The sequence below is a fragment of the Hamadaea sp. NPDC051192 genome (assembly GCF_040682475.1).
GTDB lineage: Bacteria > Actinomycetota > Actinomycetes > Mycobacteriales > Micromonosporaceae > Hamadaea > Hamadaea flava.
Window position 1 is genome coordinate 81,237 of record NZ_JBFBAZ010000009.1, and the last position, 17,551, is coordinate 98,787.

A 17,551-nucleotide genomic window follows, 5' to 3' on the forward strand; every position below is an offset into this window, starting at 1 on the left:
GGCGCGCACAGGTCGTCAGGCGGGGCGGTGCGCCCGCATCATCAGGGAGACGCCCGGGAGCGAACTCACCGGCAGGAAGCGCTCCGCCTTGATGATCACCCCGAGGCCGAGATTCACCACCGGAGACACCGCCGTCACGTCGCCGACGGTGTCGTCGACCGCGGCGGTCTTGCGGCGCATCTTCACGACCGGCCGCAGCAGCACGTTCCAGCTGCGCAGGGAGTCGATGGTCAGGCCGGCGCCGGAGATCAGCTCGGTGAGCGTCTCCCGGGTGTACCGCCGGAAGTGATGGCTGGCCTCGTCGTAGGCGGACCAGAGCGCCATGTCGCAGGGTACGGCGATCAGTGCCGTGCCGCCCGGGCGCAGGACGCGGAAGATCTCGGCGGCGGCCCGCTGGTCGTCCTCGATGTGCTCGAGGACGTCGAACGCCAGGAACAGATCCTGCGATCCGTCGTCGAGCGGGAGCTGGGTGGCGTCGGCCTGCATGGCGTTCAGCCCGCGTTCCTTGGCGATGCGTACGCCCGCCTCGGTGTACTCGGTGGCCAGCACGTCCCAGCCCAGTTCCTTCAGCACGAGGGAGTTGCCGCCGCCGCCCGCGCCGATCTCCACCGCCTTGCCGGGGCGCAGGCCCCGGACCTCCTTGGCGATGATGGCCCGGCGTTCGCGGTACCACCAGTGCTTGTCCTCGCCCTGCGTGAACGCGATTACTTCTGCGTCTTGCACCGGTACCCTCCGTCTGACCGCTTTGTCGACAGCACGCCATGGTAGTGAGGAGACGCCTTCTCGGGAAGGCCCACGCGCGGCCGCCGGGCCGGTTGCCTGGTCGGCGGCGTCCGCAACTAAAGTAGCCGGGTGACTTCTACGATCCTTGTGACCGGCGGTGCCGGGTTCGTCGGCGGCAACCTGATCAAGCTCTTGCTGACCGAGCGCCCCGACGCCCAGATCATCTCCGTGGACAACTACTTCACGGGGTCGGTCGAGAAGCACGTCACCGACCCCCGGGTCCGCTACCTGACCGGGTCGACCGTCGACATCCGCAAGATCTGGGCGGAGCACGGCCTGGGCTCCCCGGACACGGTCTTCCACCTCGGCGAGTACTCGCGGATCGTGCAGTCCTTCGACGACGTCGACCTCACCTGGGAGTTCAACCTCCACGGGACCAAGGAGGTCGTGAAGTTCGCCCACGAGCACGGCGCGAAGCTGGTGTACGCCGGGTCCAGCTCGAAGTTCGGCAACGACGGGGCGGACGAGAACCTCAACCCGTACGCCTGGACCAAGGCGAAGAACATCGAATACATCAAGAACTTCGCGTCCTGGTACGGGCTGGACTACGCGATCACGTACTTCTACAACGCGTACGGGCCGTGGCACATCACCGAGGGCCGCTACGCGACCGTCATCGGCATCTTCGAGCGCCAGTACCTCGCGGGCGAGCCGCTGACCGTCGTCGACCCCGGTACGCAGACCCGCGACTTCACGCACGTGAGTGACATCGTCCGGGGCGTCGTCCTGGCCGCCACGAAGGGCTCCGGCGACGGCTATCTGCTGGGCACCGGCCGGGAGTGGCCGCTCCTCGAGGTCGCGCGGATGTTCGGCGCCGAGATCGAGATGGTGCCCGCGCTGCGCGGCGAGCGTACGCGCGGCCGGGCCGACACCAGCAAGGCGGCCACCCTCGGCTGGGAGCCGACGGTGAAGCTCGACGAGTACGTCGCGGACTTCGTCGCCCGGCACCCGCGCGGGTAGTCGCGCGGTCGGTCCAGCAGTGCGGCCAGTCCAGCAGGGCCGTCAGTCCAGCAGGGCCGTCAGTCCAGCAGGTCGCGCAGTTTCAGGACGGTGTTCCAGTTCCGGGCGGTCGCGACCAGGCCGGGCAGCCGCTTCTTCCACCAGCCCGGAGTGAGCTTGGTGTTCGCCTGCCCGTTCGGGTGCCACGAGTGGATCTCGCGATCGCCGGCGAGCACCACCTCCGGCGCGTACGCCGTGGTGTCGTCGGCGGTGAAGAGCTTCGGGTCGGGTTCGCCGTTGAGGAAAGTGACGAGTTGGTAGGACGGCTTGTCGGCGATTCCGGCCAGCGGATTGGCGGCAACGATCCGGTCGAGATCGGCGCGCGTCACGACGACGCAGCCGATCACCCGGCCGTAGCGGTCCTCCAAGGCCTGCTCGATCTGCGCGGCGAGCTGCGCCGGCGTGCCCTTCGGGGCGTCGAAGACGGCGTTGCCGCTCTGGAGCAGCGTCTTCACGTTCGTGAAGCCGAGGCCTTCGAGGAGCGTCCGCAGGTCGGCCATGGAGACCTTGTTGCTGCCGCCGACGTTGATGCCTCGCAGGAGAACCCCGAACTTCGCCATGACGCGATCATCCCACGACCACCGGGTGTCAGCCCTATGGCCTACGGTGGGGTCATGCGACTGGCGACCTGGAATGTCAATTCGGTCAATGCCCGCCTGCCGCGGCTGCTCGACTGGCTGGAGACCGTCCGGCCCGACGTGGTCTGCCTGCAGGAGACGAAGACGGCCGACTTCCCGGTCGCCGAGGTGGACAAGCTCGGTTACGAGACGGCCGCGCACGGGCTCAACCGATGGAACGGGGTCGCCCTGTTGTCCCGGGTCGGCCTGGCGGACGTGTCGCCTGGCTTCCCCGGCGAGCCGGGCTTCCCCGGCCCGGAGGCGCGGGCGCTCGGCGCGACCTGCGGCGGCGTACGGGTGTGGTCGGTGTACGTGCCGAACGGGCGGACCCCCGACGACCCGCATTACGCGTACAAGCTGGACTGGCTGGCGGCGCTGCGGACCGCGCTCGGCGACGAGCTGGGCGGGCACGCGGAGCTCGCGGTGTGCGGCGACTTCAACGTGGCGCCGACCGACGCGGACGTCTGGGATCCGGCGCAGTTCGTCGGCGCGACCCACGTGACGCCGCCGGAGCGGGAGGCCTTGCGGCATCTGCTCGACCTCGGCCTGCACGACATCGTGCCCAAGCCGATGAAGGGACCGAATCCGTTCACCTACTGGGACTACCGGGCCGGGATGTTCCACCAGGACAAGGGAATGCGCATCGACCTCGTGTACGCGACCAAGCCGCTGGCCGACCGGGTGACCGGGGCCTACATCGACCGGGAGGCCCGCAAGGGCAAGGGCCCGTCCGACCACGCCCCGATCGTGGTGGACCTCGGCTGATGAGTGAGATCATCCGCAGGCGGGTCGTGGTCGCCGGCCTCGTCCAAGGCGTCTACTTCCGGGACACCTGCCGTCGCAAGGCACTCGCGCACAATGTCGCAGGCTGGGTCCGCAATCGCCGGGACGGCGCGGTCGAGGCGGCCTTCGAGGGGGCGCCCGACGACGTCGACCGGTTGCTGCGCTGGGCGCGGCGAGGACCGGAGGACGCCGTGGTGAAGACCTTCACGGTGGAGGAGGAAGACCCGGTGGGGGACACCGGCTTCCTCATCCTCCCGACCGCGTAGAACACCGCCTGGAACTCAGAACCCGATCGGCTCCCGGACGAGCACCACCACACCGCGTTCGGGCAACCACTCGTGCTCGATGACGAGGATGCGGCTGAGGAACGAGGTCTGCCCGGCCAGTTCGTTCAGCCGCCGCCACTCCTTCGGCAGGCTGTGCGTACGCAGTCGCCGCAGGCCGGTCGCGAGATCGGGGACGACCTTCTGCGCGCCGACGATCCACACCGCTTTCTTCGCGCCGGAGGCGTACGGGGCGAACTGGCTGCCGCTGGCCGAGCCGATGACGAGGTGACCTTCCTCCGTGACGGCGTGCACGCTGCCGACGACGACGTCGGGCAGCGCGCCGAGGCGGATCCGCGCCCACATGTCGTCGCCCAGTTCGCCCGCCTCGGCGCGGACGGACTGGAAGCCGCCGGACTCGTCGAGGTCGGCGAGGATGCCCGACAGCCGCAGAGTCTCGCTGCTGGCGGTGAAGACGGCCTGGTCCCGGGGGACGAGTTCGCCGACGACGAGTTTGCGGGCGTCCTCGGCGGTGTCGACGACGTGGACGACGAAACCGTTGGTACGCAAGGCTTCGGCCGCGCGATCGAGCTGCTCCGCCGACGCCGGTACGCCGAAGGCCTCGTCGAGGGCGGGTGCTTCCTGAGACATCTGGGTTTTCCTTCCGGGTGGTTCTCCGAAGTAACTGACCCCATCGTCGGGAACTCTGGACGGAAGCGGAAGAAGGCACTATTTTCTGCCTCAGTGACGAACCCCTGCCTCAGTGACCTGGAGGTAACCATGGACCTGTCCGTCCGGGACGACCTGACCTGCCAGGTCCGGGACGTGCTCGACCGGGTCGGTGACAAGTGGACGCTCAACGTCGTCTACCAGCTGCGCGACGGCAGCCGCCGGTTCACCGACCTCAAACGCTCCATCGAGGGGATCAGCCAGCGGATGCTCACCGTGACGCTGCGCAACCTGGAACGGGACGGCCTGGTCGAGCGTACGGTGCACGCCGTCGTGCCGCCCCGCGTCGATTACGAGCTGACTGAGATGGGGCAGACCCTGCTCAAGACGGCCTGGGAGCTGATCGACTGGGCGGAGCGGCACGCGGAGGACATCGCGCACGCACGGGTGCGCTACGACGCTATCCCTTGATCGCTCCGCTGGTCAGGCCACGGACGAACTGGCGCTGGAAGGCCAGGAAGGCGATCACCGAGGGCAGCAGGGCCAGCATCGCGGCGGCCAGCAGCACTCCGATCCCGACCTCCTCGTCCGACCGCAGCGTACGCAGCGCGATCGGCAGCGTGTACTGCGACGGCTCGGTCGCCACGATGAGGGGCAGCAGATACTGGTCCCAGATCATCGTGAAGCCGAAGACGCCGATGACGCCCAGGGCCGGACGGCACAACGGCAGGATGATCGAGAAGAAGGTACGCAGCTCGCCCGCCCCGTCGATGCGGGCCGCCTCCTCCAACTCGACCGGGACCTCCTTCATGAACTCCGTCATGACGAGGATCGAGAAGCCCCACGCGCCGACCGGCAGGATCATCCCGGCGTACGTGCCGATCAGGTTGACGTCGAACGGCGGCACGTCGGCCAGCACCACCGACAGCGGGATCGCGATGACCTCCTCCGGCAGCATCATCGTCGCCAGGATCGCCAGCATGATCAGCGCGGCGAACCGCATCCGATGCCGGGCCAGGGCGTACGCGGCGAAGACGCTGACCAGCATCTGCAGCAGCAGCCCGAAGCCCACCACGACGAACGAGTTGATCAGGTAGCGGTAGACGTCGCGGTCCGCGGCGGCCACGAAGTTGCGGACGGTGAAGCCGCCGTCGGGGACGAGGGAGAACCCGGTCGGGTCGACGACCTTGGAGAAGGCGCCGATCATCAGGGCCACCAGCGGTCCAGCGAAGACCACCACCATCAACGCGTACAAGACGAAGACGCCGATCCGGGCGCCGATCCCGCGGCGATGCGCGAGCCCGAGGACGGTGTCGAAGCGTTCGGCGCTCATTCAGGCCTCCCGGCGGCGCAGCGCGCGGACCGCGACTGTGAGGATGACGGTCGCGGCGAAGAGCACGATCGACCCGGCCGCCGCGATGCCGAGTTCGCCCTGTTGCAGGCCGAGCTTGTAGATGAGGGTCATGAGCACCTCGGTCGAGCCGTTCGGCGCGCCGTTGGTGAGCAGGAAGACCTCGGTGAACACGCGGATGCCCCGGATCGCGGCGAGCGTGATCAGGATGACGAAGACCGGGCGCAGCGCGGGCACGGTGACGTGGCGGAACCGCCGCCAGGTGCCCGCGCCGTCCACCGCGGACGACTCGTAGAGCGATCGGTCCACCCCGGCCAGCCCGGCCAGGAAGATCATCATGTCGTAGGGTGCGCCCCGCCAGACGCCCACCGCCATGATGGACAGCAGTGAGCTGTGCTCGTCGGCGAGGAACGGCTGGGGCGAGATCGCCAACCAGCCGAGGATCGTGTTGAGCGGGCCGTTCGCGGCCGGGTGATAGAGGATCCGCCACACCTCGGCCACCACCGCGATGGTGGTGACGACCGGCAGGAAGGCGGCGGTGCGGACGAACCACAGCACGCGGGAACTGCCCTCCAGCAGCAGTGCGAGGATCAGCCCGAAGAACATCGACCCCGCGGTCGTGCCGACAGCCAGCACCGCGCTGTGCCAGAGCGCGGCGGTGAACTGGTCGTCGGTGACGATCTCCTGATAGTTCTGGCCGCCCACCCACCGGTCGCCGAGATAGCCGCGGATCTCGTAGAAGCTCATCCGCAGCCCGTCGGCCATCGGCAGGTACTTGAAGTAGAACAGCAGGATCAGGGCCGGAGCCAGGAACAGCCAGGGCACGACGGGGGAGCGCCGCCGCGGCCGGCGGCGCTCCAGGATCGTGCGGCGGTCCTCGGTGGTCCCGATGGCGCGGCGGGACTCCGCGGTGCGAAGAACCATCAGGCGAGTGCGTTCTGCTTCGAGAGCAGGTCACCGAGCTGGCCGGCCAGCTTGTCCATGGCCGCCTGCACGTCGGCGCCGCAGTCGGCCATCACGGCGTTGATGGCGTCGGCCGCGGTCTGCCGGAACGGGGCCCAGTTGGGCACCGGCGGGCTGTACACCCCGGCCTCGTCGTAGACCTTCTGGAAGGCGAGCCACCGGGGGTCCTGACGGACCGAGGCCATGTCGACGCCGGTGTTGACGGGCAGCCGGACGATCGCGCCGGGGTTGTCGGCGTTCATGCCCACCTTCTGCCCGTCGACCGAGGTCGCGAACTCGGCGAACTTCTGCTGCCCGGCCTCGTGATCCGAACCGGCCATCAGGTAGACGTTCTCGCCCTCGGCCAGCGCGCCGGGGCCGCCGGACGGGCCGGCCGGCAACGCGATCGCCTCGACCTTGTCGCTGCCGAGGCTCTTCACGAACCGGGCCAGCACGTACGGGCCGACCAGGTAGATGCCCGCCTGGTTCTTCTCGAAGACCTCGTGCGCGGTGGTGGTGTTGACGTTCACCGCGCCCGGGTTCACGGACTTGTCCACACAGAACCGGTCCTGCAGCCACTTCACGGCCTCGACGGACTTCGCGTCGCCGACGGCCGGCTTCCACTTGCCGGTTCCGGCCGGCGCCACGAAGTCGCCGCCGTTGCCCCAGATGTACGAGGAGGCGTACCAGGACATGTAGCCGCGCTGCGTGGTGCCGGGGATGTCGAACCCGGCGGTGTCGGCCTTGCCGTTGCCGTCCGGGTCGTTCTTCGTGAACGCCGCGCCGAGAGCGGCCAGATCGGCCCAGGTCTTCGGCTCCGGCAGGTTCAGCTTCTTGCGCCAGTCCGCCCGGACCAGGAGCAGGAACGCCTGCGCCGAGAACGGTACGCCGTAGTACTTGCCGTCGGTGGCGGTCGCCGCCTTCCAGGCTCGCTCGGAGATCTTGTCCGCGCCGGCGAAAGTGGACTTGTCGACCTGGCGCAGCCAGCCCTGCGACTGCATGTTGCCCAGCTGCGCGGTGTCGTTGATGACGATGTCGGGCAGCTTGTGCTGGGCGCCCTGCTGCTGAAGCTTGGTCTCGAAGTCGTCGAAGATCGCCACCACCTTGGTGGGGACGCCGCTCGCCTGCGTGAACGCCTGCGCCAGGCGCTCGGCGGTCTTGGCCGAGTCGGAACCGGCCGCCTGCCGGATCCAGATCTCCAGCTCTCCCTTGGCGTTCTGCTGGGTGCCGTCGTCGCCGCCGCACGCGGTGGCCGACAGCGCGGTGGCCATCACGGCGAGGAGCGCGACGGCGTACCGGAGTCTCTTCACGGTCACTCCTTGAGGGGGAAGTGTTCGGGGCGCGGGATTCGATTCACGTATGTGGACGGATGTTGCTCAGGCGTCCGTGGTTCACGTGAAGATATCCACGGTATTAAGCGCACGTCAACGATCCATCGCTCTATTCCGGTCTTTCGAAGAAAACGGAACTGCTCTATCGTGATGCGACGGTTAGTCAGATTACCTAACAGAAACTAGAAGGGAAGCGCATGAAGAGACACGCCCTCGTGCGGGCGGCCGTCCTCACCTCCGCGCTGCTGGCCACCGCGATCTGGGCGCCCGGCGCGTCGGCCGCCCCGACCCGGTACGAGGCGGAGAACGGCGTCTGCGACGGCACGATCGACTCGAACTGGGCCGGGTACTCCGGGACCGGGTTCTGCAACACGGCCAACGCCGTCGGCGGCTCGGTGACCTGGACGGTGACCGCGACCGCCGCCGGCACCGCGACCCTCGGCCTCCGGTACGCCAACGGCACGACCACCGACCGTCCGGCGAACGTCGTCGTCAACGGTGCGACAGCGGCGTCCGCCGTCTCCTTCCCCGGCACCGGCGCGTGGACGACGTGGGTCACCAAGACCGTGACCGTCCCCGTCGTCGCCGGGTCGAACACGATCCAGCTGGCGGCGACCACCGCCACCGGCGACGCCAACGTCGACTATCTCGACGTCGAGGTCACGCCGGCCCCCATCGCGACCGTCTACCAGGCCGAGGACTGCACGATCGCGCAGGGCGTCGTCGAGGCCAACCACGTCGGGTACACCGGCGCCGGGTTCGTGAACTACGACAACGCGACCGGTTCTTATGTGGAGTGCTCGGTGAGCGTGGCGAGCGCCGGGACCTACACGCTGACCTTCCGGGCGTCGAACGGCACCACGGCCGGCCGGCCGCTGTCGGTGGCCGTGAACGGCTCGACCGTCAACGGCTCGCTGGCCTTCGCGTCCACGACGAACTGGGACACCTGGGCCGACGTGCCTCAGACGGTGACCCTGACCGCCGGGGCCAACGTCGTACGCGCCATGGCGACGACGGCCAACGGCGGACCCAACCTCGACAAGATCACCGTCTCCAGTGGAGGCACGACGCCGCCGGCGAACCCGATGGCCGCCGCGCCCTACGAGTACCTCGGCTGGGGCAGCCCGCAGGACCCGGTCACCGTCATGAACACCACCGGGATCAAGTGGTTCACCCTCGCCTTCATCCTGTCCGACGGCACCTGCAACCCGGCCTGGGACGGCAGCCGGCCGCTGACCGGCGGCAACGACCAGACCCAGATCAACCGCATCCGGGCCAACGGCGGCGACGTCATGGTCTCCATCGGCGGCTGGTCCGGCGACAAACTCGGGGAGAAGTGCACCAGCGCGTCGGCGCTCGCCGGGGCGTACCAGAAGGTGATCAACGCGTACGCGCTGAAGGCGATCGACATCGACATCGAGGCCACGGAGTGGTCGAGCGCGACCGTCCGGCAGCGGGTGATCGACGCTCTGAAGATCGTCAAGACGAACAACCCGGGCGTCAAGACGATCATCACCTTCGGCACGACGCCGACCGGCCCGGACAGCACCGGACTCGACATGATCGCCCGGGGCGCGAACTCCGGGCTCGCCAACGACGTGTGGGCGATCATGCCCTTCGACTACGGCGGCTTCTCCGGCGACATGGGCGACGCGACCATCGCCGCCACCGACGGGCTCAAGAACGCCGTCAAGAACGCGTACGGGTATTCGGACGCGGTCGCGTACTCGCACGTCGGGTTCTCGTCGATGAACGGCAAGACGGACGAGGCCGGCGAGACCGTCACCATCGCCGACTTCCAGCAGATGCTCGCCTACGCCAAGAGCAAGCACCTCGGCCGGTTCGCGTACTGGTCGATCAACCGCGACCGCGCCTGCGGCAGCGGGACCGACGCCGACGCGTGCAGCGGCATCTCCCAACAGCCCTACGACTTCACCAAGATCGTCGCCCAATACCAGGGCTAGATCTCCCGGCTAGGGCGTCGCGGGCCACGAGCCGGAACCGAACGCGGGCTGGGCCACGGTCAAGTCACCCACCGTGGTCAGCGTCGGTTCCGGCTCGCGGCCCGCCAGGTGTTCGCGCGGGGGCAGGTCCAAGAGCCATTTACCGGTACGCGCAAGGCACAACTCGGCGACGTGACCGGCGTCCGTGCTGAGCTGGGCGGCCAACGCGCGCAACACGGCAGCGGCGAGCAGGTAGCCGGTGCCGTGGTCGAGCGCCTGTGCCGGCAGCACCCCCGGTCGGTCCACAGTGTCCTCGGTGGCGCCCTCGATGAGCGCGATGCCGGTGGCCGCCTGGACCAGGCTGTCGAAGCCGCGCCGGCCGGACCAGGGCCCGTCGACGCCCCAGGCTGAGAGCCGCGCGACGACCAGGCCCGGGCGCCGATCGAGGAGGGCGGCGGGGGACAGGCCGAACCGGTCCAGGGCACCCGGCCGGTAGCCGGTCACCACCACGTCGGTGTCGGCCAGCAACTCCGCGAAGGCGGCGTGATCGGTGGGGCGGGCCAGGTCGAGCTGCGTGGACCGCTTGCCGAGCCCGGTGTCGAGCCACTGGCCTTCCAGCTCGGGCAACTGCGGCGGATCGATCCGGAGGACGTCGGCGCCCAGGAAAGCGAGCGTCCGGGTGGCGACCGGACCGGCGATCACCCTCGTCAGGTCCAGCACCTTGTATCCGGCCGCCGGGCGATCACCGGTGAGCGCAGGTCGCTGCTTTCGGCGTATCGCTGGACCTGGATCGGAATGGACGATCAGCGGCGACCGGGCGACGGCCTGGCCCGGCGCGGAGGCTGCCCATTCCTGGGCCGTACGCACGGCGAACGCGAGCCCGCCAGCGGCGAGCACCTGCGTCTCCACCTCCTGCGCGGACCGTTCGGCGATGGCCGCGCGGACGTCGGGGCCGAGGACCCGGTGGAGCCGTTCGCGGTGATGCGGATAGTTCGCGTGGGTACGCACCCAGCCGTCGGCGGCGCGGAAGAACGCCGAGTCCGGCGCGAACGACTCGAAGCCGTGCCCGGCGCGGCGCAGGTGCCGGTCGCTGGTGAAGGCGGTCGCGACGCGTGCGGCGTCGATCTCCACCTCGGGTGTCCTCGCGCCACGGGCTTGCGCCAACTCGGCGGCCGCGCAGGCGCACGCGGTCACGGTCGCCAACGCGAGGTCGGCGACCGGGAGCGCGGCCGCCAGCACCGGCTGATCCGCGACGCGGTACGCGGGCGCCGGCCCGCCGCCGAGCGCCGTCCACGCCTGCTCGAACGCTGTGCGCATGCGTCCGAGGGTATGCGCCCGATCAGCCCGGACCGGTGCGGCCCTCCGGCGACGGACGCAACCGGCGGCCCTCCACCGAGGTGGGGTCGGGATCGCCCTTCTCGTGATCCTGCAGCGCCCAGGGCGTCTCGCCGAACTCCTCCTCGGCCCCGGCGTCCTCCCCGGTCACATCGTCGGCCTGACCGTCCGAGGAGTAGGTCGCGAGCGCCCGGTCCAGCTCGGACAACGGCAACGACTCGGGATCGCGCCACAGGTCGGCGTCCTCCTCCGGCAGCGCCATGAGCAGGCCCTCCCGGGTGTACCGGCCCTCCGGCACGAGGTCGAGCCGGGCCAGCAGGCCGGACGGGGCGTGCTGCCGCTCCGCCTCCGCCCGCAGCTCGGCCGTGCTCTTCTCGCCGCCGTCGCGGTACGCGCGGTCGAGGAGGCGGTCGAGCGCGGCGGACTTCTCTTCCTTCGCCATTCCTCCTGCATACCCCCTTCCGCTCCGTCTTTACTGCACCTCGCCCCGTTGATCATGGAGTTAACTGTGGTGTCGTCGGTGTGTCATGACCGGAAAGCCCATGATCAACGGCGAATCGGGGGTGGTGTCGGTGGCGTCTGGTATCAACGGGGGCATGCGGAAGATCACCGTGGCCGAGCGGCGGGCGAGACTGGCTCGGCGGCACCGGCTCAGCACCCCGGCGGCGTCGATCGACGAGGCGGTGCGGGCGGTGGGCGTACTGCACGCCACCGATCCGGCGACGGTGTATCTGTCGGTCTTCGCCCGATATCCCGGCCTGACCGTGGAAGCCCTCGACAAGGCGTTGTACGCCGATCGCACCCTTCTACGCCTGCACGGCATGCGGCGTACGTTGTTCGTCGCCCCGGTCGACCTCGTCCCGGCGATCCAGCGGTCCTGTGCGCTGGCGGTGGCGGCGCAGTCGCGGAAGACCTACGTCAAGCTGATCACCGAGGCGGGCGCGGGGGACGCCGCTTGGCTGGCGGAACTCGAACGGGCCGCGGAGACGGCGCTGGCCGCGCGCGGCGAGGCGACGGCGGCGCAGCTGTCCGTCGACGAGCCGAGACTGCGTACGCAGATCACCGTCGCGCCCGGCAAACCGTATGAGGCCAAGCAGACGATCACTGCCTGGATCCTGTTCCTGCTCGCCGCCGAGGGCCGGATCGTTCGGGGCCGCCCCAGCGGGGGCACGTGGACGAACACGCAGTGGACCTGGTCGCCCATCCAGCAGTGGCTGCCGGGCGGCGTACCGGAGGTGTCCGAGGAGCAGGCCCGCGCCGAGCTGGCCCGGACCTGGCTGGCCGCGTTCGGCCCGGCACCCGCGGCCGACCTCAAATGGTGGGCCGGCTGGACGCTCACTCAGGCCCGCAAGACGCTGGCCGCGATCGGCGCGGTCGAAGTGGACCTCGACGGCGAGGCCGGTTTCGTGCTGCCGGAGGACGTCGATCCGGTCGCGGATCCGGAGCCGTGGGTCGCCCTGCTGCCCGCGCTCGACCCGACGCCGATGGGCTGGTCGGCGCGGGAGTGGTACCTCGGCGAGCACTCCGGGGCGGTGTTCGACCGGACGGGCAACGTCGGCCCGACGGTGTGGAGCGACGGGCGCATCGTCGGCGGCTGGGCGCAGCGGTCGGACGGCGAGATCGTGTTCCGGCTCCTCGAAGACGTGGGCGCGGCCAAGATCGCCGAGATCGAGCAGGCGGTCGGCCGGTTGCAGGGCTGGCTCGGGGACCTGCGGATCGCGCCGCGCGGCCGTCGCCACAGCGATCTCGAACGGACTTTGCTCGCCTAATGGGGACAGGAGCTGTCCGCAATGGGGGTTAGCGTGGCAGACATGACGACATTCGTACTGGTCCCCGGCATGTGGCTCGGCGCTTCGGCCTGGCGGGACGTGGTGAGCCGGCTGACCGCGCTCGGGCATTCGGCGTACCCGTTGGATCTGAGCCTGGAGCCGGGCACGGATCTGGACGCGCACGTGGCCGAGGTGATCGCGGTCCTGGAGAAGAACGATCTGCGGGACGTGGTGCTGGTCGGCCACAGCTACGGCGGCATGGTGGTGTCGACGGCGGCCGGGCAGGCCGCGGACCGGATCGGCCGCGTGGTCTATGTGGACAGTGGGCCGCTGCCGGAAGGGGTGTCGCAGTTCGACACCACCGCGCCGGAGGAGCAGGAGCAGACCCGGGCGTCGGTGGTCGACGGCCTGGTGCCGGTGCCCGCCGGAGTGCCGGAGGCGGTGCGCGCCGAAGGGCGGCCGCACCCGTTCGCCTCGGTGACGCAAGGCGTCCACTACACGCCGGAGTACGCGACCCTCCCGCAGACCTTGGTCACCTGTTCCTTCCCGGCCGATCAGGTACGCGGGATGGTCGCGGCGGGCCATCCGTTCTTCGCCCGGCTGCAGGGGGCCGATGTGGTCGAACTGATGGGGGACCACTGGCCGATGTACAGCCGCCCGACGGATCTGGCCGATCTGCTCGCGAATCTCTGACCAGCCGGAACGTCCAGTTGGGACACGTGTTCGGGTAACGCTCGGAGTTTTTGTCGTACCTCACCGTTATCGTCGGCCATGACAGGTGCTTCACCCCTAGCCGCTGCCACAGACAGCAGGGAGTTCCGGTCATGGCGATGGAGATGCCGCCTTGGTGCGGCCGATGCGATCAGCAGACGCGCAGGTTCGACCTGGGCGACAGCGAACGCCGCTGTCCCGAGTGCCACCCCTACTGGGCGTTCGGCCACTCCTCGATCGATCCCGCGCGGGTGCCGGTCGGGCGGGCCGCGCAGGAGCAGGCCGTCCGTTGGCTGCTCTACGAATTGGTGAGCCTGCGCGAGTTGCAGCCGCCCGAGCTGCGCCGCCGCCTCAGCCGGTTCTTCGAGGCCGGGTGGACTCCGCTGGACGTCGTCCACGCCCTCGACCACGACCCGGACGGCAGTTCGGCGCGGGGCGTACCGCTCGCGGGCGACCTGCCCGCTCGCGTCGAGCAGCGGGTCCTCAACCTGCTGGCCGCGTGGTGCGATGCCGACGGGCAGCCGTTGGCGTCCATCTCGCAGCAGGCGGCCCGCCGCCGCGACCGGATGCACGAGCGGCAGCGGGCCGCGCACGCGGCCTGGGCGGAGGTCGCGGCGCGGCCGATCAACCCCGACGCCGCCCTGGTCTCCGGGGCACGGGGCATCGCCGCCGAAGCGCGTCGCCGGGCGGAGCACCTGCGGCTGGAAGGACGCCGCCGGGAGCGGGCGGCGCTGGCGGCCCAGGCCACGGCGATCCGCGCCCGGCAGGATCGGATCAACGACAGCGCCCAGCGGCTCGCGGCGTACGCGGTTCGCACGGCGGCCGGCGTGGGCGAGGTCGACGACCTCGCGGCGACGCGGCACGAGTGCGCGGCCGAACTCGACGACACCGCGTATGAGCTGCATGTGGTCTCGTCCGGGTGCGACGCCGACGTCACCCCTTCGGTCGCCGACTTCGGTTCGGCCGGGCGTCGCAACGCATCTACTTCGATGAGACGATCTGTGGGCGCATCGGCGGCCCGCCGCGGCGGCACTCAGCGACGCGCTGCCTGAGTGGACTCTTTCCAGTACCGTGTCGGCGTTCGGGGCCGGGACCCTCGTGCCGGCCCCCAAGGGGAGGAGAACAAAGGCATGTCCGAAACAGAGACCAGCGGCGGCGCGAAGATATTCCGGGGGTTGCTCTTCGCCGTCGTCATCGTCGGGGCGATCGTGCTTCTCGCCGTCTTCTGGCGGCAGGTGCTCAACAGTGGCAAGTCGCTCGGCGAGGTGATCACCGACGGCTTCCCGTCGCAGAGCGGCCAGCGCGTCGCCGTCGTGGTCTTCCTGATCCTGGCGGTCCTGCTCGGCATCGGGTTCTCGCACGCCGGGCACTACACGGCGTACGGGCTCGCCGTCGGCCTCGGCCCGCTGCTGTGGTTCCTGTTCTGGGAGGGCTTCCCGCCGCTCGGCCTCAAGACGAGCTGGGCTGAGAGCGCCGGCCTGCCGCACCTCGACCCGTGGACGGTCATCCTGTGGGCGATCGTCGCCGACGTCGTGATCACGCTGGTCTTCGTGCCGCTGGAGTTCCGGGAGAAGTACCTGCGGCGCAAGCACGCCCTGGACGCCGACTAGGGCCGGCGCCATGCATCTCGCGCGTCGCATGTGGACACTGTTCGAACCGCTCCACGCGGTGACCTACTTCGCGCCCGAGGCGCGCGAGCACTTCGAGGCGGCCGGCCTGCGCGGATTCTGGCGGGGCTACTTCGCCGGGCGGGCCGCCGTGCTCGGCCCGGTCGGCCCCGCCCCCGTGGTGGCGGCGTTCTTCGGGTTCGCCCCGACGACGGTGGCCCGCGCTCTGCCCGACGTGTGGAGCCGGGCCACTCCGGCCGCCGCCCTGCAGGCACGGCAGGCCGGAGCGGTCGCGGCACTTCGGGGCCTGCTGGCCGGTGTCGGCACCGAGCACATCGCCGAGGCGGCCGAGCTGCTCAGCCAGGCCGCGCTCGCAGCCGACACCGCCGGACGCGTCCTCGGCGCGGCCAACCTCGCCCTGCCGATGCCGGACGACCCGTACGCCCGACTCTGGCAGGCCGCGACGGTGCTGCGCGAGCACCGCGGCGACGGGCACGTGGCCGCCCTGGTGACGGCCGGACTCGACGGCTGCGAGGCGCTCGCCTGGCGTTCCGGGCTCGACCTGTCCCGCGAGACGCTGCAACCGGCTCGAGGCTGGACCGATGAGGAATGGGCGTCCGCCATCGGCCGCCTGCATCAGCGGGGCTGGCTGACGTCGGCGGGGACTGCTACGACCACTGCGGTCGAGGCGTACCGGCGGATCGAGGCGCTCACCGACGAGGCCGCGATGCGGCCCTGGCACGCGCTCGGCTCGACCGACCGGCTCGTCGAACTGCTCACCCCGCTCGCCCGGGCGGCGGCGCGGTCCATCCCGGCGATCAACCCGATCGGCCTGCCGCGAGTGTGACGCTGCTAGGTCGGCTCATTGGTCGGCTCGCCGGCTCGCTTGCTCGTCGGCTCGCAGGCTCGCGCCGGCTGCCTCATGCAGATCACGGTTACGCATGCCATCTACGGCGTCGGAAGCATGCATAACCGTGATCTGCAGGGGCGGCGGCTCGTGAGGTCGGCGTGGGCCGGCGGCGGCTTTCGAGGTCAGCAGGGCAGCGGCTCGTGAGGTCGGCGGGGCAGCGGTGGCTCGTGTGGGCTGCGGGGGCCGGTGCTAGAGGGTGACCACGACCTTGCCTCGGCCGTGGCCGGACTCCACCGCTTCGTGGGCGGCGACCACATCGTCCACTGAGTACGCGCGGACGGGCAGCACGATCTTGCCCGCCGCGGCGAGGGCGACCACCTCGGCCAGCCGTTGTGGGGAGCGACCGGCCCGGACCACCCGGGTGCCGAATTCGGCCGCCGCCGCGTCGTCCACGATGGTGCCGATTCGATCCCGGTCGGAGACCAGTTCGACGGAGGCCGCGATCGCCCCTCGCCCGGCGGCGTCGAGCGCCACGTCGACGCCCTGCGGTGCGACCGCCCGGACTCGCTCCACCAACCCCTCCCCGTACGCGACGGGCAGCGCGCCGAGCGTACGCAGATAGTCGTGGTTGGCGGGGCCGGCGGTGCCGACCACGGTCGCCCCGGCCAGCCGGGCCAGCTGGACGGCGATGGTGCCGACCGATCCGGCGGCGGCGTGCACGAGCAGAGTCTCGCCCGCGGCGACCTTGAGTTCCAGCAGCGCCCCGGAGGCGGTCTGCGACGCGGCGACCAGTGCGGCCGCGCTAGGGAAGTCCAGCTCGGCGGGCTTGCGGACGGCGTTCTCCGCCGGGACGACGACGTACTCGGCGACGCCGTTGAGCATGGTCGACCCGAGGACTGCGTCTCCCTCAGCCCAGCCGGTGACCCCTTCGCCAACCTGGTCGACGATGCCGGCGTACTCCTGGCCGATCTGCTGCGGGAAGCCGGCCTGCACCCAGGGCATCGTCCCGGTACGCACGCCGACGTCGAACGGCTGCACCCCGGCGGCCTGCACGCGTACGCGCAGCTGGCCGGGTCCGGCCGACGGATCGGGCAACTCCACGATGCGGAGCACATCAGGCGGGCCGAACTGGTCGAAGACGACTGCTCTCATGGTTCCCCAGCCTGCCTTCTCAACCAAGGTTGAGGTCAAGCGCCCCGGCCGAGCATGGTCAACGTCGGTCGCGAGGCGGCCGGACCTGTGCAAGATTGAGGTGAAGGACGGCAGAAGGGATGTATGCCATGAGCCGCGATGCCATCGAGCCGATCGAAGAAGACGAGAACACCGCGGAGGCGGTGGACGACGAGGCGCCCGTCGCCGCGCTGGCCCCGCCGGACGGGGATACGCCCGACGCCGCCACGCCGATCTTCCGCGAGCCCGGGGAGGAGCCGGTCTACCGGACGAGCGCCGAGCCGCAGGGAGATCCGATCTACCGTTGATCATGGAGTTTCCGGTCGCGACACACCGCCGACACCGCAGTTAACTCCATGATCAACGGAATCGGGGCGGGGATGCCGCAGGATGGGGGCGTGGATGGGCGGAGTGGGCAGGGTGGGCTG

General features: G+C 70.2%; 20 protein-coding genes. 11 read left to right on the forward strand and 9 right to left on the reverse strand.

Annotation, left to right across the window (positions count from 1 at the left end):
- Nucleotides 1–15: 15 nt before the first annotated feature.
- Nucleotides 16–723: a class I SAM-dependent methyltransferase gene (locus tag AB0M47_RS06330; protein ID WP_253752559.1), complete on the reverse strand. Its 708-nt coding sequence runs from the start codon at nt 721–723 to the stop codon at nt 16–18.
- A gap of 129 nt (nt 724–852) precedes the next feature.
- Between AB0M47_RS06330 and AB0M47_RS06335 the strand changes: the two genes are divergently transcribed.
- Nucleotides 853–1,743 carry an NAD-dependent epimerase/dehydratase family protein gene (locus AB0M47_RS06335; RefSeq protein WP_363409295.1) on the forward strand — a complete coding sequence of 297 codons (891 nt, stop codon included), beginning with the start codon at nt 853–855 and terminating at the stop codon, nt 1,741–1,743.
- Between the two features lie 59 nt (nt 1,744–1,802).
- Here AB0M47_RS06335 and AB0M47_RS06340 read toward each other — a convergent pair whose 3' ends face one another.
- A complete protein-coding gene (locus tag AB0M47_RS06340) occupies nt 1,803–2,342 on the reverse strand; it encodes a DUF1697 domain-containing protein (RefSeq protein ID WP_363409298.1) in 540 nt (179 codons plus the stop codon).
- Between the two features lie 54 nt (nt 2,343–2,396).
- Here AB0M47_RS06340 and AB0M47_RS06345 point away from each other — a divergent pair, with 54 nt between their 5' ends.
- Complete coding sequence (locus tag AB0M47_RS06345; protein WP_363409301.1) at nt 2,397–3,164, forward strand: exodeoxyribonuclease III; 768 nt, start codon at nt 2,397–2,399, stop codon at nt 3,162–3,164.
- Nucleotides 3,164–3,448, forward strand: coding sequence for an acylphosphatase (locus AB0M47_RS06350; protein ID WP_363409304.1), 285 nt, complete (start codon nt 3,164–3,166; stop codon nt 3,446–3,448). Before AB0M47_RS06345 ends, AB0M47_RS06350 begins: the two co-directional genes overlap by 1 nt.
- Nucleotides 3,449–3,463: 15 nt before the next feature.
- Here AB0M47_RS06350 and AB0M47_RS06355 read toward each other — a convergent pair whose 3' ends face one another.
- Nucleotides 3,464–4,096 (reverse strand): LUD domain-containing protein, encoded by a 633-nt coding sequence (locus tag AB0M47_RS06355; RefSeq protein WP_363409307.1) that lies wholly within the window; start codon nt 4,094–4,096, stop codon nt 3,464–3,466.
- Nucleotides 4,097–4,225: 129 nt separating this feature from the next.
- Between AB0M47_RS06355 and AB0M47_RS06360 the strand changes: the two genes are divergently transcribed.
- A complete protein-coding gene (locus AB0M47_RS06360) occupies nt 4,226–4,585 on the forward strand; it encodes a helix-turn-helix domain-containing protein (protein WP_363409310.1) in 360 nt (119 codons plus the stop codon).
- Here AB0M47_RS06360 and AB0M47_RS06365 read toward each other — a convergent pair.
- The 3 genes from AB0M47_RS06365 to AB0M47_RS06375 are packed head-to-tail and all read right to left on the reverse strand — an operon-like array spanning nt 4,575 to nt 7,717.
- Nucleotides 4,575–5,447, reverse strand: a complete 873-nt coding sequence (locus AB0M47_RS06365) for a carbohydrate ABC transporter permease (protein ID WP_363409313.1) — start codon at nt 5,445–5,447, stop codon at nt 4,575–4,577. The genes AB0M47_RS06360 and AB0M47_RS06365 overlap by 11 nt on opposite strands.
- On the reverse strand, nt 5,448–6,389 hold the full coding sequence (locus tag AB0M47_RS06370) for a sugar ABC transporter permease (RefSeq protein WP_363409316.1): 942 nt from the start codon (nt 6,387–6,389) through the stop codon (nt 5,448–5,450).
- The gene (locus AB0M47_RS06375) at nt 6,389–7,717 is read right to left on the reverse strand and encodes an extracellular solute-binding protein (RefSeq protein WP_363409319.1); all 1,329 of its coding nucleotides are present in this window, start codon (nt 7,715–7,717) and stop codon (nt 6,389–6,391) included. Before AB0M47_RS06375 ends, AB0M47_RS06370 begins: the two co-directional genes overlap by 1 nt.
- Nucleotides 7,718–7,935: 218 nt before the next feature.
- Here AB0M47_RS06375 and AB0M47_RS06380 point away from each other — a divergent pair, with 218 nt between their 5' ends.
- Nucleotides 7,936–9,702 (forward strand): carbohydrate-binding protein, encoded by a 1,767-nt coding sequence (locus AB0M47_RS06380; protein ID WP_363409322.1) that lies wholly within the window; start codon nt 7,936–7,938, stop codon nt 9,700–9,702.
- Nucleotides 9,703–9,711: 9 nt separating this feature from the next.
- Here AB0M47_RS06380 and AB0M47_RS06385 read toward each other — a convergent pair whose 3' ends face one another.
- Both AB0M47_RS06385 and AB0M47_RS06390 read right to left on the reverse strand, forming a co-directional pair.
- Nucleotides 9,712–10,998, reverse strand: a complete 1,287-nt coding sequence (locus AB0M47_RS06385) for a CoA transferase (protein ID WP_363409328.1) — start codon at nt 10,996–10,998, stop codon at nt 9,712–9,714.
- 22 nt (nt 10,999–11,020) lie between these two features.
- Nucleotides 11,021–11,278, reverse strand: a complete 258-nt coding sequence (locus AB0M47_RS06390) for a hypothetical protein (protein WP_308197818.1) — start codon at nt 11,276–11,278, stop codon at nt 11,021–11,023.
- Nucleotides 11,279–11,612: 334 nt separating this feature from the next.
- Here AB0M47_RS06390 and AB0M47_RS06395 point away from each other — a divergent pair, with 334 nt between their 5' ends.
- From AB0M47_RS06395 to AB0M47_RS06415, 5 genes are all read left to right on the forward strand, one after another.
- A complete protein-coding gene (locus tag AB0M47_RS06395; protein ID WP_363409331.1) occupies nt 11,613–12,785 on the forward strand; it encodes a winged helix DNA-binding domain-containing protein in 1,173 nt (390 codons plus the stop codon).
- A 42-nt stretch (nt 12,786–12,827) separates the two neighbouring features.
- Nucleotides 12,828–13,478, forward strand: coding sequence for an alpha/beta hydrolase (locus AB0M47_RS06400; protein ID WP_363409334.1), 651 nt, complete (start codon nt 12,828–12,830; stop codon nt 13,476–13,478).
- A gap of 131 nt (nt 13,479–13,609) precedes the next feature.
- On the forward strand, nt 13,610–14,548 hold the full coding sequence (locus AB0M47_RS06405) for a hypothetical protein (RefSeq protein ID WP_363409337.1): 939 nt from the start codon (nt 13,610–13,612) through the stop codon (nt 14,546–14,548).
- A 78-nt stretch (nt 14,549–14,626) separates the two neighbouring features.
- A complete protein-coding gene (locus tag AB0M47_RS06410) occupies nt 14,627–15,106 on the forward strand; it encodes a hypothetical protein (RefSeq protein ID WP_253752511.1) in 480 nt (159 codons plus the stop codon).
- Nucleotides 15,107–15,134: 28 nt separating this feature from the next.
- On the forward strand, nt 15,135–15,950 hold the full coding sequence (locus tag AB0M47_RS06415) for a hypothetical protein (protein ID WP_363409424.1): 816 nt from the start codon (nt 15,135–15,137) through the stop codon (nt 15,948–15,950).
- 252 nt (nt 15,951–16,202) lie between these two features.
- On the opposite strand, the gene AB0M47_RS06420 is transcribed toward AB0M47_RS06415, so the two are convergent.
- Entirely contained in the window at nt 16,203–17,105 is a 903-nt protein-coding gene (locus tag AB0M47_RS06420; protein ID WP_363409340.1) for an NADP-dependent oxidoreductase, read from the reverse strand.
- 128 nt (nt 17,106–17,233) lie between these two features.
- Between AB0M47_RS06420 and AB0M47_RS06425 the strand changes: the two genes are divergently transcribed.
- Nucleotides 17,234–17,431, forward strand: a complete 198-nt coding sequence (locus AB0M47_RS06425; protein WP_363409342.1) for a hypothetical protein — start codon at nt 17,234–17,236, stop codon at nt 17,429–17,431.
- Nucleotides 17,432–17,551 lie beyond the last annotated feature (120 nt).

Excerpts from the sequence above, each read along its gene's own strand:
- AB0M47_RS06340 (WP_363409298.1), bottom strand. The coding sequence starts at position 2,342 with ATGGCGAAGTTCGGGGTTCTCCTGCGAGGCATCAACGTCGGCGGCAGC.
- AB0M47_RS06365 (WP_363409313.1), bottom strand. The coding sequence starts at position 5,447 with ATGAGCGCCGAACGCTTCGACACCGTCCTCGGGCTCGCGCATCGCCGC.
- AB0M47_RS06380 (WP_363409322.1), top strand. The coding sequence starts at position 7,936 with ATGAAGAGACACGCCCTCGTGCGGGCGGCCGTCCTCACCTCCGCGCTG.
- AB0M47_RS06370 (WP_363409316.1), bottom strand. The coding sequence starts at position 6,389 with ATGGTTCTTCGCACCGCGGAGTCCCGCCGCGCCATCGGGACCACCGAG.
- AB0M47_RS06410 (WP_253752511.1), top strand. The coding sequence starts at position 14,627 with ATGTCCGAAACAGAGACCAGCGGCGGCGCGAAGATATTCCGGGGGTTG.
- AB0M47_RS06345 (WP_363409301.1), top strand. The coding sequence starts at position 2,397 with ATGCGACTGGCGACCTGGAATGTCAATTCGGTCAATGCCCGCCTGCCG.
- AB0M47_RS06355 (WP_363409307.1), bottom strand. The coding sequence starts at position 4,096 with ATGTCTCAGGAAGCACCCGCCCTCGACGAGGCCTTCGGCGTACCGGCG.
- AB0M47_RS06390 (WP_308197818.1), bottom strand. The coding sequence starts at position 11,278 with ATGGCGCTGCCGGAGGAGGACGCCGACCTGTGGCGCGATCCCGAGTCG.
- AB0M47_RS06405 (WP_363409337.1), top strand. The coding sequence starts at position 13,610 with ATGGCGATGGAGATGCCGCCTTGGTGCGGCCGATGCGATCAGCAGACG.
- AB0M47_RS06350 (WP_363409304.1), top strand. The coding sequence starts at position 3,164 with ATGAGTGAGATCATCCGCAGGCGGGTCGTGGTCGCCGGCCTCGTCCAA.
- AB0M47_RS06425 (WP_363409342.1), top strand. The coding sequence starts at position 17,234 with ATGAGCCGCGATGCCATCGAGCCGATCGAAGAAGACGAGAACACCGCG.
- AB0M47_RS06395 (WP_363409331.1), top strand. The coding sequence starts at position 11,613 with ATGCGGAAGATCACCGTGGCCGAGCGGCGGGCGAGACTGGCTCGGCGG.
- AB0M47_RS06415 (WP_363409424.1), top strand. The coding sequence starts at position 15,135 with ATGTGGACACTGTTCGAACCGCTCCACGCGGTGACCTACTTCGCGCCC.
- AB0M47_RS06360 (WP_363409310.1), top strand. The coding sequence starts at position 4,226 with ATGGACCTGTCCGTCCGGGACGACCTGACCTGCCAGGTCCGGGACGTG.
- AB0M47_RS06400 (WP_363409334.1), top strand. The coding sequence starts at position 12,828 with ATGACGACATTCGTACTGGTCCCCGGCATGTGGCTCGGCGCTTCGGCC.
- AB0M47_RS06385 (WP_363409328.1), bottom strand. The coding sequence starts at position 10,998 with ATGCGCACAGCGTTCGAGCAGGCGTGGACGGCGCTCGGCGGCGGGCCG.
- AB0M47_RS06420 (WP_363409340.1), bottom strand. The coding sequence starts at position 17,105 with ATGAGAGCAGTCGTCTTCGACCAGTTCGGCCCGCCTGATGTGCTCCGC.